Origin of the sequence: Anaerovorax odorimutans DSM 5092 (genome assembly GCF_000426305.1) — a bacterium.
Taxonomy (GTDB): domain Bacteria; phylum Bacillota; class Clostridia; order Peptostreptococcales; family Anaerovoracaceae; genus Anaerovorax; species Anaerovorax odorimutans.
Genome location: NZ_AUFC01000021.1, coordinates 1 through 25,039, shown reverse-complemented (window position 1 = coordinate 25,039; position 25,039 = coordinate 1). Strand labels below are relative to the sequence as shown.

Below are 25,039 nucleotides of genomic sequence, written 5' to 3'. Positions count from 1 at the left end.
TAAAGTATATCTTTTGGAGAAATTTCATAATGGAACGTTGGAAAATTAATCTATATACTATTTGGGTATCACAAATTTTCAGTTTAATGGGATTTGGATTCGCCATACCTTTTATTCCATACTACTTACAGCATTTAGGTGTTACAGTAGGATCAGAATTAAATTTTTATATAGGTTTAGCATCTACTTTACCGGCAGCCACCATGGCAGTTGCGGCACCTATTTGGGGAATGGTATCTGATAGGTATGGAAGGAAAATGATGCTTTTAAGAGCAATGATAGCCGCATCAATTCTTTTAATTATAATGGGAAGTATTCATTCTGTTTTTTTATTTATGATTCTGCGTGGGCTACAAGGTATTTTTACAGGTACAATAACAGCATCCATGGCATTTGTTTCTGCCAATACTCCGGAAAATAAAATGTCTTATGCTTTAGGTTTTATGACCTCATCAAACTTTTTAGGATATTCTATAGGTCCTTTTGTAGGTGGGTTTTTAGCTGAAATAATAGGATATCGTTTGTGCTTTGCTGTAGGAGGTGTTATTTTACTTTTTGGATTTTTGCTCGTTTTATTTCTAGTAAAAGAAGACCCTAATACATTTGGAGATAAATTAAAAAATATAAAATTAAAAGATGAAGATGAGAAAGAAAGTAAGCTGCTTACACCTTTTATTATCAGCATTTTGATAGTAATTTTTGTAGGAAGAATAACTAGAACAATATTTATACCTTTTGTTGCCTTATATGTACAAGATACTTTGGGAACTTTATCTGGCGCATCTACTTTAACAGGGATTATAAGCGGAGCTACAGGTATAGCAACTGCCATCTCAGCAGTAACTATTACAAGACTAGGAGATAGGTTTAGTAAATTCAAGTTAGCGTTTATACTTACGATAATTTCATTACCAGTTGCATTATTATTAATTCCAAGATATTCAATTTTCTTATTTATCTTTATATATGCGGTATATTTTTTTATTGTAGGTTCTGTTGAGCCTATATTAACATCTGCTGCATCGGAAGCAACAGATTATCGTAAAAAGGGAGCATTATTTGGAATAATGGGCACAGTTACATCAGCAGCTATGATGGTTTCTCCTATGCTTGGAGCGGCTATTTCAGTAAATGCAGGAATTCATGCAATTTTAAATTTTATTCCAATTTTTATAATTATGCAGCTTGTGCTGATTTATATTAACAAGAGGAAAGGGAATGGTGAAGATTAATGGTTGATTTTCATTTACATACTTATTATTCTGATGGTAGTATGTCACCTAGAGATTTAGTTTACAGGGCAAAAAAACAAAATACGGATATAATAGCCATTACGGATCATGATGGCTTAAAAGGCATAAATGAGGCTATAGAAGCAGGAAAAGAGTTTGGTGTAAAGGTTATACCAGGGATTGAATTTTCAGCTGCTTTAGAAGAGGGAAATATATTTAATAGAAATGCACAGCAGGGTCAAGAAATTTATATGCACCTTTTAGGATATGGTTTTGATACAAATAATAAAGAAATAAATTATGCTGTAGAAGAAATTCAAAAAAAACGTAAAGAACGAAACCAAAAGATGTTAAAAGCTTTACGAGATTTAGGCTATGATTTAAATAGAGAAGATTTTCAGGTTTATCCTATGCAGGAATATGTGGGAAAGCCTAACTTTGCAAGAGGACTCTTAAAAAAGGGTTATGTAACTTCAATTAAAGAGGCTTTTAAAAAAGATAAGTTTTTAGGCCATCCTAAAGTTAAATCAATTTACAGAGCAAAAATTGATGCCAAGAAAGCAATTGAACTTATTTGCCAGGCGGGAGGTGTGCCCGTTTTGGCACATCCTATGAAAATAAGCTATAAAGGAAAAAATGAAGAGGGTAGTTTTTTTGATAAACTAGAGCCTCTTCTGTTAAAGTTAAAAGAATTTGGTCTTATGGGTATGGAATGTTATTACAGCAGTCATTTAGTTTATGAAACGGAAAGACTGTTGGAAATTGCTGATAAGTTAGACTTATTAGTTACAGCAGGTACAGATTTTCATGGAAAAGAAGTAAAAGAGGACATTGAGATAGGTGAATTTCCTGTATTACCTGATATGAAAGTTTTAAGTAAATTCTTAAATCACTTTTAATGTCCAGTCTTCTACATTCCAAATATCAGTAACCCAGCTTTCGTAAAAATCAGGTTCATGACAAACTAGTAAAACTGTGCCCTTAAATTCAATTAGGGCTTTTTTTAATTCTTCTTTTGCTTCTATATCTAAATGATTTGTGGGCTCATCTAAAATCAACCAATTTGCTTCTCTTTGCATAAGCTTACAAAGTCTGACTTTAGCATTTTCACCACCGCTCAATACACGCATTTGACTTGTAATATGTTCAGTTGTCAATCCGCATTTTGCTAAAGCAGTACGTACTTCTGCATTAGTATAAGATGGAAATTCATTCCATATATAGTCTAATGCAGTGATTTCAGAGTCTCTTTCAGCTTCTTGCTCAAAATAACCCGGAATAATAAATTCACCAAGTTCTATTTTACCTGAGATAGATTGAATTTTTCCAAGAATTGTCTTTAGTAGAGTAGTCTTACCAAGACCGTTAGTGCCTGTAACTGCTATCTTTTGATTTCTTTCCAGTACAAAATTCACAGGTTTTGTAAGAGGATCATCATAGCCTAACACTACATTTTTTCCTTCAACAATAAATCTGCTAGGGGTACGGGCTTCATTAAAAGAAAAAGATGGCTTAGGCTTTTCTCTTGGTTTTTCAAGTACTTCCATTTTATCAAGCATTTTTTGTCTGCTGTTTGCCATGCCACGTGTAGCTACTCTGGCCTTATTTCTTGCAATAAAATCTTCCATGCGTTCAATCTCTTGCTGTTGTTTCTCGTAAGCCTTTATTTCTTGACTCTTTTTAACTTCATACATTTGCTTGAACTTTTCATAGTTCCCGGTATACCTTGTTAATTCTCCATCATTAACGTGATAAATAACGTTTATAACAGAATTTAAAAATTCCATATCATGAGAGACAAGAATAAACGAATTTTCATATTCTTGCAGATATCTTGTTAGCCATTCTATATGTTCGTGGTCTAAATAGTTAGTAGGCTCGTCTAATATTAAAATTGACGGATCTTCAAGGAGCAGCTTAGTGAGCAGTACCTTTGTACGTTGTCCGCCACTCAAATCTGAGACATCTTTATCAAGGCCAATGGAGGATAGACCAAGACCATTGGCAACTTCCTCGATTTTAGCATCCAATGTGTAAAATCCACTATGTTCTAATATTTGCTGGATTTCTCCTGCTTCTTCCATCATTTTTTCCAATTCATCAGCATCAGTATTAGCCATATCTTCATATAGTTTAAGCATTTCGGCTTCAAGAGTGAACATTCCTTTAAAAGCACCTTTTAGGGTATCTCTTATTGTCATTCCTTTTTTTAACGATGAATGTTGGTCAAGATATCCTACGGTTACTCTTTTGTTCCATTCTACCGTTCCTTCATCAGGCATCAATTGTCCTGTAATTATATTTAAAAAAGTAGATTTACCTTCGCCGTTTGCTCCAATAAGTCCTATATGTTCACCTTTCAATAATCGAAAGGAAGCATCTTCTAAAATTCGTCTGGCCCCAAAGCCATGTGTTACATTTTTTACATTTAACATTTAGTTATTCTCCTTTATACAGGTAATTAGATGAATCTAACGCTGTTATACATTTTATATGCTGTATATCGTTATGTAAAGATAGAAATTTTATTATTATTTTATCATTGACATTTATTTACATATATTATACAATTAATACAAAATATGTAAATAAACAGATAAAAAATTTAAAAAAGAAAGGAATTAAAGGAAATGCCAACAAAAGAAAAAGACAGAGAAGTTACATTTGAAATAACTGAAAAAATCGGAGTAATAGGAAAAAATAATTCATCGGGATGGAAAAGAGAATTAAATTTAGTTTCCTGGAATGGAAATCCGGCAAAATATGATATTAGAGATTGGGATGAAAATCATAAACTTATGAGTCGAGGTATCACTTTAAATAAAGAAGAGGCAAATGTATTGTGTGAGTTACTTAAAGAAGAAAAATTATCTTAAAAGAGAATTAAAAATATCAAATCAATCAAGCGAAATTATAGTAGCGAAAATGGGTGAGGCGCAGTATATACTGCGCCTTACTTTAAGGAATATATAGTTCTCTTATTTCTGTAACATATCCGTCTTTAGTAGTTATTTTAAATGGAATTTGTATATTTTCTTTTTCAAAAGTATTTATTGAATCTTTAATTTTTTCTAAGCTTACTTCTTTTTCATATAAAGTTTCACTGCTTGAATTTATTATATAGTATTTACTTTTTTCATTTATTTGAAAATAATCAGGATATGTTGCGGGATTGTAAATATAATATCCATTATTAAGGGTTTTAGGATCTATTTTTAACTCTTTTAAACGTTCAATGTCTTTTGCAGAAGTGAGCCATTCAACTCTGTCTAAATAAAAATATGTTTTATCGTCTTTCAAAAAATTTGAGATATAGCCTATATATTCACTGACGGGAGTGTCATAAAATTCTTTTAATTCTATATTATCTTTGATTTTTAGATTTAGTTGTTTTATTGTAAATGGCTGATTTAATACATCATTTATATAATTTAATGATACAGCTTTAGGATCTTTCAGCCATTTATAGGATTCTTCATTTGATAGCTCTTGAAGATAGTCATAGTAAGCTTCTATACTTTTATCGGTATCTGGAACTTCATAATATATAGCGCCATTGCCGTCCATCCATCTTTCAACACTCCAAATTCCATCGCTGCTTTGTTTTATGGGTTTTGACAAAAGAAGTCTGCTTGTCTCGCCTGTTGACATTGTAAAGTCTGCAATGGCATGTTTTCCTTTATAACTTTCTTTAGGAATCAAACCATTTTCTTCAAGAAATACTCTAGTTAAAATTTCTTTTCCTGCTTTAGTATAAATATTACCGTTTGAATCATCACCGCTCCACATATTGCCTAAATATTTATATTTTTTATGTTTATTAGTAAATACAAGTAATGGTTTACCCATACTGCTTTCTTCCGTGAGCCACCCATCTATTTCATTCATACCTCCTGCTAATATAACTTTAGAAATATCATCAGGTTTTAATCTATATTTTAATTGCCAAATTTCTACGGAGTCTTTCATAAGATTATCAAACTGTGCAATTTTTTCAAGCTTAGTAATTTTTTTATCTGTTATTTTTATACTGTTATCATTATATTTTAAGTTCTCATAATTTTTCATTTCTTGTTTAATATATAAATTTGCATAGTCTTCTACGGTGGTAACTTTTGCTTTTGGATTTGCAAATAATCCTATTAAAATATAAATAATTAGTATAATTAATAATATTAGAAACCAAAAAGTAGGCTTTTTATAATTAAGAGTATTTTTTATTCTTGTTTTTATATCTCCTTCCCCGAAGAAAAGGGGACCAGCTTTTATATTGTTTTGTTTTGATGCAAGATTTAGCAAGGAGGAAGCATAATCCTTTCTTATATCAGAATCAGTATGTTTTAATACACTTTCATCACAAGACATTTCCATATCCTTCATTGCAAAGATAAAAGCTGCCCAAACAAGGGGATTAAACCAATGTACACATAATATAAAAAAACTTAGTATTCTAATGATATGATCAAACCTTTTTATATGAGTTTTCTCGTGCAGCAATATGTAATTATTTTCTTTTTCATTTAGTCCCAAAGGAATATAGATATTAGGTTTAAAAAATCCCAATACAAAAGCTGTATCCAATCCATCTATGCCATAAACGTTATATTCTATTTTTATTTTCTTTGAAGCTTTAAGTTTTCTTCTTAGAGAAAATAAAGAAAAAAGACTGTGAATAAAAAGTATTGAAATTCCCAGAATCCATATTGTTTTACCTATTGGTATCCAATCTTGAGCTTTATTTATATTTGATTTAACTGTAGGTTGAAGTAAGACTTCATTGTCTGAGTTAGTAATTTTAGCATTTGTATTAATCTCATGACTTTCCATAGACACAATATCATATGAAATAGAGTCAACTTTTGATGGAACAAAACTAATATTACTTTCAAAGGAAAATGGGCATATCAATCTAAAAAGAACGACACTCCAAAGAATATAGGAAAATAGCTTGGGACATTTTTTTAGAAATAATCTTACAAATAGAACGATTATAATAACAAAACTTGCTGTAAAACTCATTTTCAGTATTTGTAAAAATAAATTATCTAACATATAATTTATTCCTCCTTACTATTTTCAATAAGCTTTTTAAGTTCTTCAATTTCTTTTTTGCTAAGTTTATTTCTACGTATAAATGCTGCAACAAATTTAGGAAGAGATCCACTGAAATTTCCTTTTAAAAATAATTCACCTTGCTGAGTCTGAAAATCTTCTTTACTTATGAGAGATATTACTATTCCATTATCATTTTTAAAAATATTTTTTTCACATAATCTTTTCAGCATGGTATAAGTTGTTGATTTTTTCCAGTCAAAGTTTTTTTCGCATAATTTTACAAGTTCTCCCGAAGATATGGGTTCGCTTTTCCATATTAAATCAGCAAATTTGTTTTCCATTTTACCTAAATTAAATCCATTCATTTTTTCTCCTTAAAATTTTTTGTTTATTTTGGACTACAATGATTAGACTTGACGTTAATATTAAGTCTATCATTTGTAGACTTAAATATCAAGAAGAGTTTATTAATAATTTAATAATGATAAATATTTACTGTGTATAATGAAAAAACTGACTCCATTATACTGGAATCAGTTTTTGATAACGTAAATTACATTTTTGAAACAATTGTATATTTATCACTTATTTTATTCTAATACTTCAATGGCTTTTTTTGGATCACTGACTTTTAAAATTAACGGAGCCTTTCCCGATTTTGAATATCCATACATATACGACAAATTAATTCCGTTATCCGATAATTTTCTTAATATTTTATGAAGTTCACCTGAATTATCAGGAACTTCAATACAAATGACATCTGTAATCTTAATGGAAAAATCACATTCTTTAAGAGCTTCTGCGGCTTTATCCGTATCACTTACAATCATTCGTAAAATCCCATATTCAGCGGTTTCAGCAATACTGAGTGCAGTAATATTAATATTATTTTTATAAATCACATCTGTTGCTTCTTCAAGTCTGCCTAATTCATTTTGCAAAAATACAGATAGTTGTTTTATAATCAATTCAGTCACCTCTTTCTATATCTTACGCTTGTCAATTACTCTTTGAGCTTTACCTTCGCTTCGTTTTAAAGTTTTATGTTCTACTAAACTAATTATAACACTAATTCCCAAAATACTCTCTACTTTTTGTTTGATTTTTTTACGAATATGTTCTAATTGAGCCATTTCGTCAGAAAAATATCTGTCATCAATTTCAACTTGGATTTCTAAAGTATCCATAGTTCCCTGTCTGTCTACAATAAGCATATAGTGAGGTTTTGCTTCAGGAATATCAAGAAGTACACTTTCCACTTGTGAAGGGAATACATTAACTCCTCTGATAATAAGCATATCATCGGAACGACCTAATATTTTAGACATTCTGACATTTGTTCTTCCACATTCACACTTATCATATGTTAATTTGGAAAGATCTCGGGTTCTGTATCTTATAAGAGGCATTGCTTCTTTTGTAATAGTAGTAAAGGTCAATTCACCTGCAATACCGGCATCAACAGGAGCTAATGTATCCGGGTTTAGAATTTCAGGAATAAAATGATCTTCTGCAATGTGCAATCCGCTATGATGTTCACAGCTGCAAGCAACTCCGGGACCAATGATTTCACTTAAACCATAAATATCATGAGCAGTAATGTTCAAACCTTCTTCAATCTTCATTCTCATTTCTTGGCTCCAAGGTTCTGCTCCAAAGATACCAATTCGAAGTGGCAGTTCCTTAGCATCAATTCCTGCATCTACCATAGCTTCTGATAAATAAAGTGCATATGATGGGGTACAAGCTAAAATCGTAGTACCAAAATCTTTCATAAGTGTAAGTTGCTTAGAAGTATTACCTCCGGAAATAGGTACTACTGTTGCTCCCAGTTTCTCTGAACCGTAGTGTATCCCAAGACCACCGGTAAATAAACCATAACCGTAAGCAATCTGAATAATATCATTTTTTGTTCCTCCTGCACAGCAAAGGGCGCGAGCAACTACTTCTGCAAAAGTATTTATGTCTTTTCTTGTATAAGCAACTACTGTTGGCTTGCCTGTTGTTCCTGAAGATGCATGAAGTCTGATAATTTCACTTTTAGGAACAGCAAATAAACCAAAAGGATAGTTGTCTCTTAAATCTTTTTTAGTTGTAAAAGGTAATTTAACCAGGTCTTCAATAGTATTAATATCTCCTGGTTCAATACCTAAACTTTGCATTTTTTTTCTGTAAAATTCAACGTTGTGATAAACACGCGTAACCATATCTTTAAGACGGTTATTTTGTAAATTTATCATTTCATCTCTGCTCATCGTTTCCATTGGTTCATTCCAAATCATTTTCTTTTCTCCTTATTAAAAAAATCTACTGTTTTGAAACTTAAAATAATGTGTCCTTTGGGGGAACTATAATGCCTTACAGAGGCTTTTTATATTTTATCAATATTGCTTTGCAATATATTATACCTATAAAAATAAAAAAGGCTCCTATCTCATAAGAGACGGGAAACCCGCGGTACCACTCTAATTGCTACTAAGCCACTCAGGACAAATATATCCATATCCTTGTAACGGAGGAAACCGTACACACCTACTTATATTTTGTTCAATGTGTAAGCTCGAGGGGGAACTTGGGCTAATATTTCGTTATCGGCTCTCACCCAAACAGATATTTTATCTTACCGATTCTCTGTAAACTAAAAAATATAACTTACTTTACCCTGTCATCACTTTTAATTTATTATAATATTATTATAATATTCCTCAGATAAAAAAATGTCAAGGAAAACAAAAGATTTTTTTTAAGCTTATGGAATAAATTGAATTAGTGTAACCTATTTTTTTTAATAGCATATAGTAATATAAAATTAACCTAATTAAAAGGGAGGTATTTCCATATGAGATTTAATGGTTGTGGAGGCATTGATGATAGCCTATTGTTCTTTTTCTTATTACTAGTGGTTATATTCTGTCAGCCTAGCTTATGTGGCTGCAATAACAGTTGTAATGATAACTGCTGCTGCTAGAAGACGTAATAAAGAATCCGGTACATAAAAATGTACCGGATTCTTTAAATTAAAAAAAAAATAAAAAGGAGTGTCTTTATAGAAATATATTCTATTAGAGAACACTCCATTTTGTTTTAGGGCTCTATCTTTTAACCCCTTTTAGGACTGCATAGTATGACGATTTCTGAAAAAGAATGAAATAGCATATATTCCGGCAAGACCAACGATGGCAAATATAACTCTGCTTACAACTTCTAAGTTGCCGCCAAATATACTAGATACTAGGTCATATCTAAAAAATCCTATTAGTCCCCAGTTAATTGCACCAATAATAACTAAAATAAGAGCTAAATTTCTCAAAGATATCACTCCTTTCAGATACTATTTTGTACAATTTAAAAAAAAATATGATATAATATAAAAATATTTATTTTTAATTAGGTTAAATTTTGAATTTAATAGAAGTTTAAAGGGAAAAATACTTTAAAAATTATATATTTTGAGGGAGAATTATGGAAATAGATGTTAATATTAAAATAGAACCTAGAAGTGATTTTATAAAAAGAACTATTGAAAGTGGAACTAAACTTGAAACTATTGCAAACGAATTTCAAAAAGATTTACCTTATACTATTTTAGCAGCTAAAGTAAATAATAAACTGGAAGAACTTACTAAAAAAATTGAAAAGCCCAGTAAAATAGAACTAATTGATATGAGAAATCAAAATGGAAATTTGATTTATCAAAGGAGTATCTCATTAATTTATTTAAAAGCAGTTCATGATGTTTTAGGAAATAGTTTTGTAAGAATTGAAAATTCTTTGAGCAAAGGACTATATACAGATATTAAATGTAAGGAGAATATTACTTATGAAACTTTGAAATTAATTGAAGAAAGAATGAGACAGATTGTAGAATTGGACCTTCCCATTATCAGGCAAGTTATGCCTAAGGAAGATGCAATGAAATATCTCATGGAAGAAGGATATAAACAAAAAGCAAAAATGCTTGAAAAAAATAAAGATGTTAAAAAAGTAAAATTCTACTCCTTAGATGGCTTTAGAAATTTTTTCTATGGTCTGATGGTACCCTCAACAAAGTATATACAATATTTTGAACTTGTAAAATATAGAAGAGGAATTATCTTGAGATTTCCACATCCATCTACACCTAATGTAATTCCTAAGTTTGTGGATGAATCTAAGCTGTATCAGGCTTTTGGAGAAGCAACAAATTGGGGAAAACTTATGGGTATTTCATTTGTTGGAGATTTGAATGAAAAGATTGAAAGCGGAGAATATAAGGAAATAATACAAATCTCAGAAGCTTTGCATGAAAAAAAGATAGCTCAGATTGCTGATATGATAAAAGCGCAGAAAAAGAGGATTATTCTTATTGCAGGACCGTCTTCATCAGGGAAAACTACTTTTGCAAGAAGACTTTGTATACAGCTTAGGGTAAATGGCTTGGAACCCCTTTATATGGGTACAGATGATTATTTTGTAGAACGTGAAAATACACCTCTTGATGAAAATGGAGAACCTAATTTTGAAGATTTAGAAGCTCTGGATATTGATTTGTTCAACTCAAACATGAATAGCTTATTAAATGGAGATACAGTAGATTTACCGACTTTTGATTTTCTAAAGGGTATTAAAATATTTGGAAAAAGGATAATAAAAATAAAGAAAAATCAACCAATAGTTATAGAGGGAATTCATGGTTTAAATAAGCAATTAACAGAACAGATTGATGATAAAGAAAAGTTTAAAATATATATTAGCCCATTGACACAATTGAATATAGACAATCATAATAGAATTCCAACTACAGAAGCAAGAATGATAAGAAGAATGGTGAGAGATTCTCAATTCAGAGGGCGTAATGCACAGACAACGATAAAGGAGTGGCCAAAAGTAAGAGCAGGGGAAGATAAAAATATTTTTCCGTTTAATGGAGAGGCTGATGTGTTTTTCAATTCAGAACATATTTATGAATTAGCTGTTTTAAAAAAATATGCTGAGCCGCTTTTAGAGAATATTAAAAAAGAAGAACCTGAATATGGTGAAGCAATAAGTATGTTAAAATTTTTAAAATTTTTTAATACAATAGAAGATGATTCAATTATAGTAAACAATTCGATTATCAGAGAATTTATAGGAGGAAGTATATTTGTATGAGTAAGATAGGAGTAATTGGAGGGGCTTCAGCAAACATTGAAGCAAGTGCATATGGTCAGATAATGAAGGGAGAATCAAATTCCGGTACAATAGGAATGTCTTTCAGTGGATCCGGGAGAAATATTACAGAGAACCTTGCAAGGATAGGTGAGGATGTAGTTTTTGTTTCTACTGCAGGAGATGATTTTTCAGGAAAAAGTGTAGTAAGGGAATTAAAAGAAGCTGGCGTAAATGTGGATTTTGTTAAACTTTTACCTGGCCAAAATACTGCTTGCAATATATCAATATTAAATATGATTAGTGATTTAGAAATGGCATTATCTAATATGGATGTTATGGAAAAATTAACAAATGATATGATTGATGAAGCTTTAGAAGAGTTACAAAACTGCAAAGTTATTGGTATTGATGCTACTTTAAGTGAAGATACATTAAAATATGTTATTGAAAAATTTGAGGGCATACCTTTGTTTTTAGACCCTGATTCAGAAGAAAATGCAAAGAAAGTTAAAGAATTTGTTGGACAGTTTCATACTGTAAAACCAAACAGAAGAGAGGCAGAAGCCATTACAGGTCTAACCATATTAAGTGCAGATGAATTAGAAAAGGCAGGAGAATGTCTGATTGAAAAAGGAGTAAAGAGGGTATATATTACTCTAAGCGGCGGAGGAGTCTATTATACAGACGGAAAAGAAAAGGGTTTTATGAGAACTGAAAGTCCTAAGCCTGTAAGCGAAGCCGGAGCGGGAGATGCTTTTTCAGCAGCTATTTTGAGAAGTTTAGCAAATGACTGCGATATAAAAACTTCAGCACAATACGGAATGGCAGCCGCATCTATTGCATTGGAAACAAAATATGATGTTAATAATCAAATCTCAAGCGAAAAAATAGAAAAGAGATATAAGGAACTTTTTTAAATTTGCAAAGCGCCTAAAAGAGATTTGATGAATAATTATAATATGTTATTTACATAGATTATTTGTGAATAATTATTATAAAATCAAAGAAAGAAGGGTTTTAAGATGAAAGATTTAAAAGGTACTAAGACATTAGAAAATTTACTTACTGCTTTTGCAGGAGAATCTATGGCAAGAAACAAGTATACATACTATGCCTCAAAAGCAAAAAAAGAAGGTTATGTTCAGATTTCTAAGATTTTTGAAGAAACTGCCGCAAATGAAAAAGAACATGCGGAACTTTGGTTTAAGTTGGCTGAAGGAATAGGCACAACAGCTGAAAATCTTAAACATGCAGCTGAAGGTGAAAATTACGAATGGACAGATATGTATGCTAATTTTGCAAAAGTTGCAAGAGAAGAAGGCTTTCCTGAAATAGCTGAGCAAATGGAAGGTGTAGCATCTGTAGAAAAAGAACATGAGGAAAGATATAAGGCTCTTTTAAAGAATGTTGAAGATGGTTCGGTTTTTGCTAAAAAAGAAGAAGTGGTATGGCAATGTGCTAACTGCGGATATGTTTATACAGGAAAAGAAGCATATGATGTTTGTCCTGTATGCAAACATCCAAAAGCTTATTTTCAACTTAAAGCTGATAATTATTAATTCTTAAAAAGTATTATATTAAAATAAAAACTAAAAGGGATTTTTTGCTAAAAAATTCTCTTTTAGTTTTTTTATGGGATCAATGTCATTTTTCATATTTTGCATAATATTTGTTGATTAGATTTTGGATTAAAACAGGTGTTCATTTTCTTTTTTTATGATACAATATAGGCTATTGAAGGAAGAAATGAAAAGGAGATTTTAATGGATTATTTAGATAAATTAAATCCGCAGCAAAGAGAAGCTGCTGTACATAAAGAAGGTCCGCTGCTTATTTTAGCAGGTGCAGGGAGTGGGAAAACCAGCACAATGACACATAGAATAGCTTATTTAATACGTGAGGAAGGTGTTTCTCCTTATAATATACTTGCTGTGACATTTACAAATAAGGCAGCTAAAGAAATGAGAGATAGGGTGGAAAATTTTATCGGTAATAATATTAGTATGTGGATTCTTACCTTTCACTCCATGTGTCTTCGTATTTTAAGGAAACATGCTGATTTACTTGATTATACAAATGATTTTGTTGTTTATGATCCTACAGACCAAAAAGTAGTGATGAAAACTTGTCTAAAAGAATTAAATGTTGATGATAAAAAATTTTCTCCGGCATACGTACTAAGTATTATAAGTGACTGCAAAGAAAAAAATATTTCACCTGCAAAATTTTTAAATATAAATGGTTCAGATTTTAAAAGCAAAACAATTTCAGAATTATATAAAGCATATGAAAATGTACTTAAGAAAAATAATGCAATGGATTTTGATGATTTGATTTTAAGGACAGTACAGTTATTTGAAAAATATGAGGATGTTCTTGCAGAATATCAAAACCGTTTTAAATATATTATGGTAGATGAATACCAGGATACAAATTATACACAATACAGAGTAATGAAGTTACTTGCAGAGGCACATTCCAATATATGTGTTGTAGGAGATGATGACCAATGTATTTATCAATGGCGTGGAGCTGATATTAAAAATATTTTAGAATTTGAAAAGGATTTTAAAAATACAAAAGTAATTAAGCTGGAACAAAATTATCGTTCACATGGTAATATTTTAGAAGCGGCACATTCAGTTATAGAAAACAACAGAGGAAGAAAGCATAAAAAGTTATGGACTGTAAAAGATAAAGGAGAAAAGCTAAAGTACTATCGTGCTGATGATGAAAAAGATGAAGCCAGATATATATCGCAGGAAATTGACAGATTGCATAATAACGAACTAAAATATAAAGATTTTGCAATTCTTTATAGAACAAATGCGCAGTCCAGAACCTTTGAAGAAGCTCTTATGGCAAGGGCTATACCTTATAGAGTTCTTGGAGGAATTAAATATTACGACAGAAAAGAAATTAAGGATGTTATGGCATATATGAGACTTGTTCTTAATACATCTGACGATTTATCATTAACAAGAGTAATAAATGAGCCTAAAAGAGGTATAGGAGAAAAGACCCTTGAAAAGTTAAAGTCTTTGGCAGATGTAAGAGGAGAAAGCTTATTTATTACCCTTACTGATGATGATATTGTAGAGGGTCTGCCTTCTAAAGCGGTTGACAGTGTAAAAGAAATGGTATCTGCCATTTGTGAGTTTAATAATGAAAAAGATAATTTAAAAGTTTCGGATATATATGATGGACTTTTAATTAAAACAGGTTATTTAAAAAGTTTAGAAAAACAGGATACCATTGAAGCAGAAGGCAGAATAGAAAATCTTTTAGAATTTAAATCTGTAATTTTTGACTATGAAAAAGAAAATCCTCAATTAGCATTGTCCGAGTTTTTAGAAAAGGTAGCATTAATCGCTGAAATTGATAATCATAATGCAGATGAAGATGCAGTTGTATTAATGACTATGCATAGTGCAAAAGGATTAGAATTTCCGGTTGTTTTTATTCCAGGCATGGAAGATGGATTGTTCCCGGGATGGCGTTCTCTTGAAAAACCCGATGGCATTGATGAAGAACGAAGACTTTGCTATGTGGGAATGACAAGAGCTATGGAAAAACTGTATCTAACAAGTGCGCAAATGCGTACATTGTATGGAAAGACTGATTATACAAGGGAATCTCAATTTTTAAAAGAGCTAGATAAATCACTTGTTGACGGCGATGCTATTTTTAGCAAAAAGCCTAATGCAAATATGGGATACAGCAATGGAGGTCAAAATGATGGTTACAGTAGTGGAAAGATTTTCAGACCTTTTGATCAGCTAAAATATATAAAGAAAAATATAACTGCAAGTAAAGCATCTGACAAAGATAGTGATGATGATTTCAAAAATGGTGATAGAGTAAAACATAATAAATTTGGAGAAGGTCTTGTTATGGATGCAGATGATAAGACTGTTACGGTTATGTTTGATTCTGTTGGAAGAAAGAAATTAGCTAAAGATATTGCACCATTAAAAAAGATCTGATTAATCATAAATTTTTAAAATAGATAAGGGTAATTATATGAATGACAAATTAGAGAAAATGAAGGCTATGGTAGCCAAGCTGAATGAGGCAAGAAGGGCATACGAGCAAGATAATATAGAAATAATGTCAAATTTTGAATATGACAAGCTATATGATGAATTGCTTGAATTTGAAGCTGAAACAGGAATTGTTTTATCAGGCAGCCCTTCAATCAATGTGGGCTATGAAGTACTAAGTGATCTGCCTAAAGAAGCCCATGAAAAGCCTATGCTTTCTTTAGACAAAACAAAGGAAGTGGGGCGTTTAAAAGAATGGCTTGGATCTAATGAAGGATTGCTATCATGGAAATTAGATGGTCTTACAATTGTTCTTACTTATGAAGAAGGGAAATTAAAAAAAGCAGTAACAAGGGGTAATGGTATAGAAGGAGAGGTTATTACAAATAATGCAAGGGTATTTGTAAATTTACCTTTAAATATTTCTTTTAAAGGTAGCTTAGTGATAAGGGGCGAAGCTATTATTCGTTATTCCGACTTCGAAAAAATAAATAATGAATTTGAAGATATCGATGCTAAATATAAAAACCCGAGAAATTTATGCAGTGGTTCTGTACGCCAATTGAATAATAAGATCACAGCTCAAAGAAGAGTGAATTTCTTTGTTTTCTCAATAGTTAAAGCGGAAGGAATTGATTTTAAAAATTCAAGAGCAATACAAATGGATTGGATTAAAAAACAGGGATTTGATGCAGTAGAATATGAAAAAGTCACAGCTGATTCCATTGAAAAAGAAGTAAATACTTTTTCTGAGAAAATCCAAACTAATGATTTTCCTTCAGATGGATTGGTCCTTACATTTGATAATATATCATATGGACTGTCTCTTGGTTCTACTTCCAAATTCCCAAGAGATTCCATTGCATATAAATGGCGCGATGAAATAAAGGAGACTACTTTAAATAAAATAGAATGGAGTGCATCAAGAACAGGAGCTATTAATCCCATAGCAATCTTTGAACCTGTGGAACTGGAGGGAACTACAGTAAGCAGAGCAAGTGTTCATAATATAAGTATTATGGAAGAACTTAAACTTGGTATTGGTGATAAAATAAGTGTTTATAAAGCCAATATGATAATTCCTCAGATTTCAGAAAATTTAACGCAAAGCGGTAATGTTGAAATTCCAAATACTTGTCCTGTATGCGGCAGTAAAACTAAAATCAAGCATGAAGAAACAAAAACTTCAAGTGGCGTAAAGGTACTTTATTGTCCTAATGAAGAATGTATGGCAAAACAGATAAAATCTTTTACTCATTTTGTTAGCAGAGATGCCATGAATATAGATGGTTTATCTGAAGCTACTATTGAAAAATTCATTTCAAAGGGTTTTGTAAAGGAACTTGCAGATTTGTTTCATTTAGATGAATATAAAGATATTATTGTTGAAATGGAAGGTTTTGGAGAAAAATCTTTTACTAATCTTATAAATTCAGTAAATAAGGCAAGAAAAACTACTGCGGTTCGGTTCCTTTTCAGCTTGGGAATACCAAATATCGGTCTTGCAAATGCAAAAAATATATGTAAAGCATATGATTATGATTGGGATAAAATTTGGGAACTATCTGTAGAAGAATTAGTAGAAATCGACGGCATAGGTGAGATTATGGCGCAAGGCTATGTTAACTTTTTTAATAAAGATAAGAATAGAAAAAGAATAGAAGATGTGCTAAAAGAGATAGAGTTTGAGACAGTAAACATTTCTAGTTCAGAACAGATATTTAATAAAGTAAACTTTGTAATTACAGGCTCTTTAGAAAATTTTATAAATAGAAATGAATTAAAGCAAATAATAGAAGATAAAGGCGGTAAGGTAACAGGAACCGTAACAACAAAAACAAATTATTTAATAAATAATGACAATTTATCCAATTCCTCGAAAAATAAAAAAGCTAAAGAGCTGGGAATTGATATTATTACAGAGAAACAATTTATTAGTCTTTTAAATGGCAAAAACATTGATGAATAACATATATTTAATCGAATAAAGATAAATCCTTAAAACCTTCATTGCAATAATGAAGGTTTTCCTTTATACTTAAATAGATGTAATTAAGGAGAAATAGTCATGTTAAAAACTGGTAAATTAGATAGCGAATTATTAAAAAAAATTGTATTTGATAATATAAAATATAGACGCAAAGAAATTATTACAAGACCGGGAATAGGTGAAGATTGTGCCGTAGTGGATTTTGATGAATATGAATGTGTTTTGTCCACAGATCCCATTACTGCCGCAGTCAGTGAAATTGGAAGATTAGCAGTACATATTTCCTGTAATGATATAGCATCAAATGGAATAGAGCCTTTAGGTATTATGCTTGCAGTTATGCTGCCTGAAGGAACAACAGAAGCAGAAATTGATGAAATGATGCGTCAGGCAGGAAAAGCTTCAGAAGAACTAGGGGTAGAAATTATAGGGGGGCATACTGAAATTACACCGGCAGTATCTAAACCTGTTATTGTATCAACAGCTATAGGACGAGGTAAAAAGGGAGCATCACAAAAGGCTGAAGATATGAGACCTGGAGATTATATTTATATTACGAAGAAAGCTGGCTTAGAAGGTACAGGAATAATTGCGTATGATAAAAAAGAAGATGTAGAAAAACTGCTTACAAAAGAAGAGCTGGAAGAAGCTAAATCAATGCTTGATCAAGTAAGTGTAGTAAAAGAAGGTGTTATTGCAGGTAAAATAGGTACTGCAGGAATGCATGATATTACTGAAGGAGGCGTACTTGGAGCAGTTTGGGAAATGTGTGATATAGCAAAATTAGGAGCAGAAGTATGGGTAGATAAAGTGCCAGTTTCTCATATAACTAAAAAAGTATGCAGTCATTTTAATATTGATTATTTAAGATTAATTTCAAGTGGATGTATGATGATTATGGTACATCCTGAAATGAAAGAGGAATTAGAAAATAAAATTACTGATGCCGGAATTGAGATTTCATGTATAGGAATTATTAAAAACCTTGAAGATGGGGTTTGTATGATATGGGAATCTAAAAAAATGGAAATAGAACCGCCAACAAGTGATGAACTGTATAAAGTTATTTAATTTTTCTATAAATAGCATAAATAGAAAATATTTTCATTGACTTTATGAAATAAAATAAATATAATAATATAGCACATGTAAAAAAAGCTTATAAATAATGAGTGTAAATGTTGTATGTAACCTTTTTATTTAATTTTAAATTAATCGGGTACAAATAGATAATTACCTTTTGTTAGCTTCGTTGGCCTAATTTGGGTCCTGCGCAATAAGAATCTGTGAACCTCGTCAGGTCCGGAAGGAAGCAGCGATAAACGGAACCTCTTATGTGCCGCAGCTCAGCCTATCTTAGTTCCTGCGAAGCTAACAAAGGGTAATTTTATTTAATGGAAAATTTATATTAAAAATATAAATTGAAATTTGAGGTAAAAAATGTATACAGCTTTATATCGATCTTTCAGGCCTGAAGTCTTTGATGAAATTTTAGGTCAGGAACATATAGTAAAAATATTGAAAAATCAAATTAAAACAGGTACAACTAGTCATGCGTATTTGTTTTGCGGTACAAGAGGTACGGGTAAAACTTCCACAGCAAGAATTTTAGCTAAGGCTTTAAATTGTGTTTCTGAAGATCCTCAGAAACCATGTGGAAAATGTAGTAACTGCATCAGTATAAAAGAGGGTACTTTTATGGATGTAGTTGAAATTGATGCAGCCTCTAATAATGGTGTGGATAACATTAGAGAACTTCGTGAAAGTGTAAAATATCCACCTGTAATAGGTCGTTTTAAAGTGTACATTATTGATGAAGTCCATATGCTGTCTACAGGGGCTTTTAATGCACTTTTAAAGACTTTAGAAGAACCACCTGAATATGTTATGTTTATCTTGGCAACAACAGAACCACAAAAATTGCCGGCAACTATATTGTCACGGTGCTTAAGATTGGACTTTAAGAGAGTAGCGGAAAGTATATTAAAAGAAGGCATGAAAAAGATTTGCAAACAAATGGATGTAGAGATATCTGAATCAGCCTTAGGTTTGATTGCAGCAAATGCAGATGGTTCAGTGAGAGATGGATTGAGTATTTTAGATCAATGTATTTCTTCCGGTGAAAACTCAATATCCAGGGAGGATGTATTAGAACTCCTTGGTACATCGGGAGAAGAAGTTTTTATAGAGATTACAGATTATGTCAAAAATCACAATGTATCTGATGCTATATTGCTTCTTAATAAAATTTTAGAAGAAGGTAAAGATGTCAGACAGTTTATGAAGGATTGGGTAGAACATTTCAGAAGTTTGCTCATGACTAAATTTATTAAAAATCCCGAAGATCTTTTAAATATGTCATGCGAAAATGTTGATAGAATTCGAAACCAAAGCGAACAACTTGATTTAGAAGTGATAAATGACAGTATAATTGAACTTTCAAAAACCCTTTCAGACGCAAAATGGTCCACACAACCCAGAATTTTACTGGAGCTTTGTATTGTAAGACTTGCAACGGGAGGGCTTGTAAAAAGCAGTTTTCAAAATAAGCAAAAAACTTTAGAACCTGCAATTACTTACGAGCAGAATAAAGTTAATAATAAAGACATTAAAACTAAAACGGAAGAAAAAGTTAAGACACAGCAAAAATCATCATCTGAAGCAGTAAAAGAAAATATAGATAAGTCAAAATTATGGCATATAATATTTGAAGAGGGTGAGACGCAAAAGTGCAGTTTTAACTTAATTCGGACAGGTACAGTTTTAAAAGAAGTTTTAGAAAATACTTTTGTTGTTGAAGTATCCAATGAATTAACGATGAAATTTGTAAAAGAGAACGCTTCCACATTAGAATCTCTCATGCAGAAGCACTTAGGAAGACCATTAAAATTGGAATGTTATACAGCAGGTGAGGTTCAATCAAAGTCGCAAGAAAAGATAGCAGAAGATCTAGCAGAGTCCATTGGGAATCGGCTTGGTATTAGTATAGAAATAGAATAAAGATTATTCTTATAAATAAAAATCAGATATATATGGGAGGAAATGAAATGGGAAAAGGTATGAGAGCTGGTAAAAAACCTAGCAGCGGCGGTAATGCAAATATGCAGAAACAAATGAAACAAATGCAGCAGATGCAGAAAAAGATGGAAGAAATGCAGGCAGAATTAGAAGAAAAAGAAGTGGAAGCCACTGCGGGCGGTGGTGCTGTCAGCGTTACAGTAAATGGTAAAAAGGAAATTGCTAAAATAAAAATTAAACCTGAAGTTGTTGATCCTGATGATGTGGAAATGTTGGAGGATTTAATTTTAGTAGCTGTAAATGAAGGGTTAAGACAGATTGAAGAGATGTCACAAAATGAAATGGGTAAGTTGACCGGTGGATTATCTATTCCGGGATTAATGTAATGAAATACTATGCAAAATCATTAAGCAGATTAATAAGTGAGCTTTCAAAGCTTCCAGGAATTGGCGGTAAGACAGCTCAAAGGCTTGCTTTTCATATTCTTTCAATGGAAGATAAGGATGCAGTAGCTATAGCTGATTCTATTGTTGAAGCAAAGAAAAATATGAAGTATTGCAGTATATGCGGTAATCTTACGGATATAGATCCTTGCAGTATATGCAATGATCCTTCAAGAGATCAAAGTGTTGTTTGTGTAGTGGAAAGCCCGAGGGATGTTTTTGCCATGGAAAGAATGAAGGAATTCAGAGGCCTTTATCATGTCCTTCATGGTGCAATTTCTCCTATGGATGGAATAGGGCCTGAAGATATCAACTTAAAACAGCTTATTGTAAGATTACAGCAAAATGATATTAAAGAGGTAATTTTAGCTACAAATCCTAATATTGAAGGTGAAGCCACAGCTATGTATACTGCAAGACTTATAAAGCCTGCAGGAATAAAAGTTACAAGAATTGCTCATGGGGTTCCCGTAGGCGGTGACTTAGAGTATGCAGATGAAATTACACTTTCGAAAGCTATGGAAGGTAGAAGAGAATTATAGGTGCAATAACATAAAAAACATCTAAATTATATCCTTGACAGATCAATATTGAGTAAAGTATAATTTAAATATAATTGAATAGGACTTTTATTACTGACGGGTAATTGTGGGAATAACCACAGGGGAATAAAAGTCTGTTAACAGCCGACCGTCTGGGCAACATTTGAAATTAATGAATGTTGCTCTTTTTTATTTTAAAAGAGCAGCGGAATAAAAAATACAAAGCTATTTTGTATTTAGTCAGAGTAATAAATTTGTTAAAGACAATATAAGTCCAGTAGGAGGTAATTAAAGTGGAAAGAGCATGGAGAGGATTTAAATCCGGTAATTGGGGAAATAATATTGATGTAGATAATTTTATTCAATTGAACTATACACCTTATGAAGGTGATGAGACATTTTTGGTAGGTGCTACAGAAAGAACTAAGAAGGCTACTAAGATTGTAGAAGATTTATTGATAGAAGAAAGAAAAAATAATGGAGTCTTAAAGATTGATACTGACCGTATTATGACAGTGGACGCTTTTGAACCCGGATATATTGATAAAGATTTAGATATAATTGTAGGATTGCAGACAGATGAGCCATTAAAGAGAGGTGTATGCCCATTTGGTGGAATCAGGATGGCAAGACAAGCTTGTGAAGCTTACGGTGTAAAATTAGGTAAAGACATTGAGAAAACATTTGAGCATGTAAAAACCCATAATGATGGAGTATTTAGTGTTTACTCAGATGAAATGCTAATGGTAAGAAAAGTTGGCTTAATTACAGGCCTTCCGGATGCTTACGGAAGAGGAAGAATTATTGGAGATTATAGAAGACTTGCACTGTATGGTGTTGATTATTTGATTGAGGAAAAGAAAAAAGATCATAAACTTCAAAGTAATCTTCCTATGACAGAAGAAAATGTCAGATTAACTGAAGAAATTCAAAAGCAAATTGAAGTTTTAGGTAAGCTTAAGAAAATGGCAGCTTCTTATGGATGTGATATATCAAAACCAGCTGCAAATGTGAAGGAAGCTATACAATGGGTTTATTTTGCTTATCTTGGCGCTATAAAAGAAGAAAATGGTGCAGCTATGTCTCTAGGGAGAACTTCCACTTTTATAGATATATATGCAGAAAGAGATTTAAAAGAGGGAATTGCAACAGAAGAGCAAATTCAAGAATATATTGACGATTTTATTTTAAAGCTGAGAGTAGCAAGACACTTAAGACCTCCTGTATATAATGAACTGTTTGCAGGGGATCCTATGTGGATTACAGAAGGTCTTGGAGGAATGGGTGCTGACGGCAGAACTCTTGTAACAAAGAATTCTTTCAGATATTTAAACACACTGTATAATTTAGGACCGTCACCGGAGCCAAATATGACCGTGCTTTGGTCTGAGAAACTTCCAGAGAAATTTAAGCAATTTTGTGCACAAGTTTCTATTGATACTGATTCAATACAATATGAAAATGATGACGTCATGAGAAAAGATTATGGAGAAGATTATTCCATAGCTTGTTGTGTATCTGCAATTAAGATGGGAAAACAAATGCAATTCTTTGGTGCAAGATGTAATTTGGCAAAAATACTTCTTCTTGCACTTAATGGTGGAAGAGACGAGCTTACAGGTATTCAGGTAGGACCTAAAATGGAACCTATTACAGGGCAGTTGGATTATGATGAGGTAATAAAAAGATTTAACTTTTATAGAGACTGGTTATGCGAATTATATGTAAATATTATGAATATCATTCATTACATGCATGATAAATATGATTATGAAAAAATTCAAATGGCGTTTTTAGATACCCACCTTTCAAGGTTAATGGCGTTTGGAGTTGCAGGTCTTTCAGTAGCGGCAGATTCCTTAAGTGCAATTAAATATGCAAAGGTTACTCCTATATTTAATGATGATAACTTGATTGTAGATTTTGATATTAAAGGTGAGTTTCCTAAGTATGGAAATGATGACGATAAAGTTGATAATATAGCATCTGCACTGGCAAAAGGAGTTACACAAAGTTTGAAACTTCATCCAGCGTACAGAAATGCAAAGCATACATTATCTATTCTTACAATTACTTCAAATGTCGTTTATGGCAAGAAGACAGGGAATACTCCTGATGGAAGAAGATCAGGTGAACCTTTTGCGCCGGGAGCTAATCCAATGCACAGCAGAGATACTATGGGGGCGCTTGCTTCTCTAAATTCTGTTGCTAAAGTTAAATTTGATGATTGTCAAGATGGCGTTTCATGTACATTCAGTATAACACCTGAAACACTAGGAAAAAATAAACAGGATCAAAAGAATACATTGGTAAATTTAATGAGTGGTTATTTTACTCAAAGAGCTCATCATTTAAATGTAAATGTATTAAACAGAGCTAAATTAATAGAAGCTAGAGATAATCCTGAAAGATATCCAAATCTAACAATAAGAGTATCAGGTTATGCGGTTAAATTTAACAGTTTAAGTAAAGCTCATCAAGAAGAAGTAATTAATCGTACAATTCACACTGCTATCTAGTTCTGTTAATTAAGGCTATTATATAGGAGGAATTATGACAGGATATTTACATTCGATAGAAACTATGGGTGCGGTTGATGGTCCTGGCATCAGAACCGTAGTATTTATGCAGGGATGCTTTGCAAGATGTATCTATTGTCATAATCCAGATACTTGGAAATTAAATGGTGGAAAGGTTTATGAAGCTAATGAAATTGTTAAAATAGCTAAAAGATATAAACCATATTATGGGAAAGATGGAGGAGTAACTTTTTCCGGAGGAGAGCCTTTATTACAAGGTGAATTTATAACAGAATGTATGAAGGCTTTAAAGAAAGAAGGGATAAACTCCATTATTGATACAAGCGGTACTTATTTTGATGAACATACTGCTTATGCTATAGAACAAGCACAGATGATAATCTTGGATATAAAACATTGGGATGCAAAGTTGTTTAAAGAGATTACATCAATTTCACAGAAAAATCTTTTAAAAATAATTGAAATTATTAATAAAAAAGAAAAGCCTGTTTGGATTAGACAAGTAATTGTACCGGGAATAAATGATACAGAAAATAATATTAAAAGATTAAATGAATTTATAAAAAATATAAAAAATATTGAAAATATAGAACTACTTGGTTATCATAATTTGGGCGAGGCTAAATGGGAAAAATTAAATTTAAAATATAGATTAAAGGGAACGCCTCAAATGGACCCTAAAAAATTAGAGAAATTAAATAACTTACTCAACTTTCCCACTAGGGAAATGTTAATGCACCTTGAAAAATGAATATGAATCTGCTTTAGGATATATAAAAAAGTCCTAATTTTTGATATAATGGAAATAACGACAAACCCATAAATATCAAAGAAAGTAGGACTTTTTATGAATTCCATTATAGCAGAAAATTTACGCACTGAACAGACTGTAAACTCTAGAATCGACTTGTTTTTTTCTAAGATAGGAATATCTGAACTTTTAAAACAGTCAAATTTTTATAAGGAATCAGGAATTCCATGTGTTATTGTATTGAAAACAATATTTACTTTAGTTTTTACAGAAAGAAATCTATATAGAATAC

21 protein-coding genes, 1 other RNA gene, 1 pseudogene, 1 riboswitch and 1 other annotated feature are annotated in these 25,039 nt (G+C 31.6%); of the genes and pseudogenes, 17 read left to right on the top strand and 6 right to left on the bottom strand.

The window, feature by feature from the left end; translation table 11 throughout:
• Positions 1-29 precede the first annotated feature (29 nt).
• A complete protein-coding gene (locus tag K292_RS0108830; protein WP_027399531.1) occupies positions 30-1,232 on the top strand; it encodes an MFS transporter in 1,203 nt (400 codons plus the stop codon).
• Positions 1,232-2,131: a PHP domain-containing protein gene (locus tag K292_RS0108825; protein WP_027399530.1), complete on the top strand. Its 900-nt coding sequence runs from the start codon at positions 1,232-1,234 to the stop codon at positions 2,129-2,131. The genes K292_RS0108830 and K292_RS0108825 overlap by 1 nt, the downstream gene beginning before the upstream one ends.
• Here K292_RS0108825 and K292_RS0108820 read toward each other — a convergent pair.
• Entirely contained in the window at positions 2,117-3,667 is a 1,551-nt protein-coding gene (locus tag K292_RS0108820) for an ABC-F family ATP-binding cassette domain-containing protein (RefSeq protein WP_027399529.1), read from the bottom strand. The genes K292_RS0108825 and K292_RS0108820 overlap by 15 nt on opposite strands.
• A 195-nt stretch (positions 3,668-3,862) precedes the next feature.
• On the opposite strand from K292_RS0108820, the gene K292_RS0108815 reads away from it, so the two are divergent.
• Complete coding sequence (locus K292_RS0108815; protein WP_027399528.1) at positions 3,863-4,108, top strand: YdbC family protein; 246 nt, start codon at positions 3,863-3,865, stop codon at positions 4,106-4,108.
• A gap of 82 nt (positions 4,109-4,190) precedes the next feature.
• On the opposite strand, the gene K292_RS17870 is transcribed toward K292_RS0108815, so the two are convergent.
• The 4 genes from K292_RS17870 to K292_RS0108790 all read right to left on the bottom strand — a co-directional run bounded on the left by K292_RS17870 (position 4,191) and on the right by K292_RS0108790 (position 8,572).
• Positions 4,191-6,284, bottom strand: coding sequence for a M56 family metallopeptidase (locus tag K292_RS17870; RefSeq protein ID WP_051280566.1), 2,094 nt, complete (start codon positions 6,282-6,284; stop codon positions 4,191-4,193).
• A gap of 5 nt (positions 6,285-6,289) precedes the next feature.
• Entirely contained in the window at positions 6,290-6,652 is a 363-nt protein-coding gene (locus K292_RS0108800; protein ID WP_027399527.1) for a BlaI/MecI/CopY family transcriptional regulator, read from the bottom strand.
• A 225-nt stretch (positions 6,653-6,877) separates the two neighbouring features.
• Positions 6,878-7,258: an ACT domain-containing protein gene (locus tag K292_RS16585; protein ID WP_051280564.1), complete on the bottom strand. Its 381-nt coding sequence runs from the start codon at positions 7,256-7,258 to the stop codon at positions 6,878-6,880.
• A gap of 15 nt (positions 7,259-7,273) precedes the next feature.
• Positions 7,274-8,572: a phenylacetate--CoA ligase family protein gene (locus tag K292_RS0108790; RefSeq protein WP_027399526.1), complete on the bottom strand. Its 1,299-nt coding sequence runs from the start codon at positions 8,570-8,572 to the stop codon at positions 7,274-7,276.
• Between the two features lie 154 nt (positions 8,573-8,726).
• Positions 8,727-8,968: a binding site (T-box leader), on the bottom strand.
• A gap of 161 nt (positions 8,969-9,129) precedes the next feature.
• On the opposite strand from K292_RS0108790, the gene K292_RS19290 reads away from it, so the two are divergent.
• Positions 9,130-9,258 carry a hypothetical protein gene (locus K292_RS19290; RefSeq protein ID WP_281168542.1) on the top strand — a complete coding sequence of 43 codons (129 nt, stop codon included), beginning with the start codon at positions 9,130-9,132 and terminating at the stop codon, positions 9,256-9,258.
• A 141-nt stretch (positions 9,259-9,399) separates the two neighbouring features.
• Here K292_RS19290 and K292_RS0108780 read toward each other — a convergent pair whose 3' ends face one another.
• Entirely contained in the window at positions 9,400-9,609 is a 210-nt protein-coding gene (locus K292_RS0108780; RefSeq protein WP_037372900.1) for a DUF378 domain-containing protein, read from the bottom strand.
• 143 nt (positions 9,610-9,752) lie between these two features.
• Here K292_RS0108780 and K292_RS0108775 point away from each other — a divergent pair, with 143 nt between their 5' ends.
• The 13 genes and pseudogenes from K292_RS0108775 to K292_RS0108720 all read left to right on the top strand — a co-directional run.
• The gene (locus tag K292_RS0108775; RefSeq protein WP_037372899.1) at positions 9,753-11,420 is read left to right on the top strand and encodes a nucleoside kinase; all 1,668 of its coding nucleotides are present in this window, start codon (positions 9,753-9,755) and stop codon (positions 11,418-11,420) included.
• Positions 11,417-12,337 (top strand): carbohydrate kinase family protein, encoded by a 921-nt coding sequence (locus K292_RS0108770; RefSeq protein WP_027399523.1) that lies wholly within the window; start codon positions 11,417-11,419, stop codon positions 12,335-12,337. The genes K292_RS0108775 and K292_RS0108770 overlap by 4 nt, the downstream gene beginning before the upstream one ends.
• A 105-nt stretch (positions 12,338-12,442) precedes the next feature.
• Positions 12,443-12,979 carry a rubrerythrin gene (gene rbr / locus K292_RS0108765; protein ID WP_027399522.1) on the top strand — a complete coding sequence of 179 codons (537 nt, stop codon included), beginning with the start codon at positions 12,443-12,445 and terminating at the stop codon, positions 12,977-12,979.
• Positions 12,980-13,183: 204 nt separating this feature from the next.
• A complete protein-coding gene (locus K292_RS0108760; RefSeq protein WP_027399521.1) occupies positions 13,184-15,406 on the top strand; it encodes an ATP-dependent helicase in 2,223 nt (740 codons plus the stop codon).
• A gap of 37 nt (positions 15,407-15,443) precedes the next feature.
• Entirely contained in the window at positions 15,444-17,432 is a 1,989-nt protein-coding gene (gene ligA / locus K292_RS0108755) for an NAD-dependent DNA ligase LigA (RefSeq protein WP_027399520.1), read from the top strand.
• A 99-nt stretch (positions 17,433-17,531) separates the two neighbouring features.
• Positions 17,532-18,524, top strand: coding sequence for an AIR synthase family protein (locus tag K292_RS0108750; RefSeq protein ID WP_027399519.1), 993 nt, complete (start codon positions 17,532-17,534; stop codon positions 18,522-18,524).
• A gap of 189 nt (positions 18,525-18,713) precedes the next feature.
• Positions 18,714-18,813: signal recognition particle sRNA small type (ffs, locus tag K292_RS18265), an RNA gene on the top strand.
• An 80-nt stretch (positions 18,814-18,893) separates the two neighbouring features.
• Entirely contained in the window at positions 18,894-20,453 is a 1,560-nt protein-coding gene (gene dnaX / locus K292_RS16580) for a DNA polymerase III subunit gamma/tau (protein WP_037372898.1), read from the top strand.
• A 47-nt stretch (positions 20,454-20,500) separates the two neighbouring features.
• Positions 20,501-20,857 carry a YbaB/EbfC family nucleoid-associated protein gene (locus tag K292_RS0108740; RefSeq protein WP_156900507.1) on the top strand — a complete coding sequence of 119 codons (357 nt, stop codon included), beginning with the start codon at positions 20,501-20,503 and terminating at the stop codon, positions 20,855-20,857.
• Positions 20,857-21,456 (top strand): recombination mediator RecR, encoded by a 600-nt coding sequence (gene recR, locus K292_RS0108735; protein WP_027399517.1) that lies wholly within the window; start codon positions 20,857-20,859, stop codon positions 21,454-21,456. The genes K292_RS0108740 and recR overlap by 1 nt, the downstream gene beginning before the upstream one ends.
• A 79-nt stretch (positions 21,457-21,535) precedes the next feature.
• A riboswitch (ZMP/ZTP riboswitch) is annotated at positions 21,536-21,621 on the top strand.
• A gap of 128 nt (positions 21,622-21,749) precedes the next feature.
• Entirely contained in the window at positions 21,750-23,975 is a 2,226-nt protein-coding gene (gene pflB, locus K292_RS0108730; protein ID WP_027399516.1) for a formate C-acetyltransferase, read from the top strand.
• Between the two features lie 34 nt (positions 23,976-24,009).
• Complete coding sequence (gene pflA / locus K292_RS0108725; RefSeq protein ID WP_037372897.1) at positions 24,010-24,747, top strand: pyruvate formate-lyase-activating protein; 738 nt, start codon at positions 24,010-24,012, stop codon at positions 24,745-24,747.
• Positions 24,748-24,843: 96 nt separating this feature from the next.
• Positions 24,844-25,039 (top strand): annotated as a pseudogene (locus tag K292_RS0108720) (hypothetical protein); the annotation flags it as partial.

What these genes read in the sequence shown, in the direction of transcription:
- K292_RS0108740 (WP_156900507.1), top strand. Translation starts at nt 20,501, where the DNA reads ATGGGAAAAGGTATGAGAGCTGGTAAAAAACCTAGCAGCGGCGGTAAT.
- dnaX (WP_037372898.1), top strand. Translation starts at nt 18,894, where the DNA reads ATGTATACAGCTTTATATCGATCTTTCAGGCCTGAAGTCTTTGATGAA.
- K292_RS0108750 (WP_027399519.1), top strand. Translation starts at nt 17,532, where the DNA reads ATGTTAAAAACTGGTAAATTAGATAGCGAATTATTAAAAAAAATTGTA.
- ligA (WP_027399520.1), top strand. Translation starts at nt 15,444, where the DNA reads ATGAATGACAAATTAGAGAAAATGAAGGCTATGGTAGCCAAGCTGAAT.
- K292_RS0108770 (WP_027399523.1), top strand. Translation starts at nt 11,417, where the DNA reads ATGAGTAAGATAGGAGTAATTGGAGGGGCTTCAGCAAACATTGAAGCA.
- pflA (WP_037372897.1), top strand. Translation starts at nt 24,010, where the DNA reads ATGACAGGATATTTACATTCGATAGAAACTATGGGTGCGGTTGATGGT.
- K292_RS0108830 (WP_027399531.1), top strand. Translation starts at nt 30, where the DNA reads ATGGAACGTTGGAAAATTAATCTATATACTATTTGGGTATCACAAATT.
- K292_RS0108790 (WP_027399526.1), bottom strand. Translation starts at nt 8,572, where the DNA reads ATGATTTGGAATGAACCAATGGAAACGATGAGCAGAGATGAAATGATA.
- K292_RS19290 (WP_281168542.1), top strand. Translation starts at nt 9,130, where the DNA reads ATGAGATTTAATGGTTGTGGAGGCATTGATGATAGCCTATTGTTCTTT.
- K292_RS0108760 (WP_027399521.1), top strand. Translation starts at nt 13,184, where the DNA reads ATGGATTATTTAGATAAATTAAATCCGCAGCAAAGAGAAGCTGCTGTA.
- K292_RS0108825 (WP_027399530.1), top strand. Translation starts at nt 1,232, where the DNA reads ATGGTTGATTTTCATTTACATACTTATTATTCTGATGGTAGTATGTCA.
- K292_RS0108800 (WP_027399527.1), bottom strand. Translation starts at nt 6,652, where the DNA reads ATGAATGGATTTAATTTAGGTAAAATGGAAAACAAATTTGCTGATTTA.
- rbr (WP_027399522.1), top strand. Translation starts at nt 12,443, where the DNA reads ATGAAAGATTTAAAAGGTACTAAGACATTAGAAAATTTACTTACTGCT.
- recR (WP_027399517.1), top strand. Translation starts at nt 20,857, where the DNA reads ATGAAATACTATGCAAAATCATTAAGCAGATTAATAAGTGAGCTTTCA.
- K292_RS0108775 (WP_037372899.1), top strand. Translation starts at nt 9,753, where the DNA reads ATGGAAATAGATGTTAATATTAAAATAGAACCTAGAAGTGATTTTATA.
- K292_RS0108815 (WP_027399528.1), top strand. Translation starts at nt 3,863, where the DNA reads ATGCCAACAAAAGAAAAAGACAGAGAAGTTACATTTGAAATAACTGAA.
- K292_RS0108820 (WP_027399529.1), bottom strand. Translation starts at nt 3,667, where the DNA reads ATGTTAAATGTAAAAAATGTAACACATGGCTTTGGGGCCAGACGAATT.
- K292_RS17870 (WP_051280566.1), bottom strand. Translation starts at nt 6,284, where the DNA reads ATGTTAGATAATTTATTTTTACAAATACTGAAAATGAGTTTTACAGCA.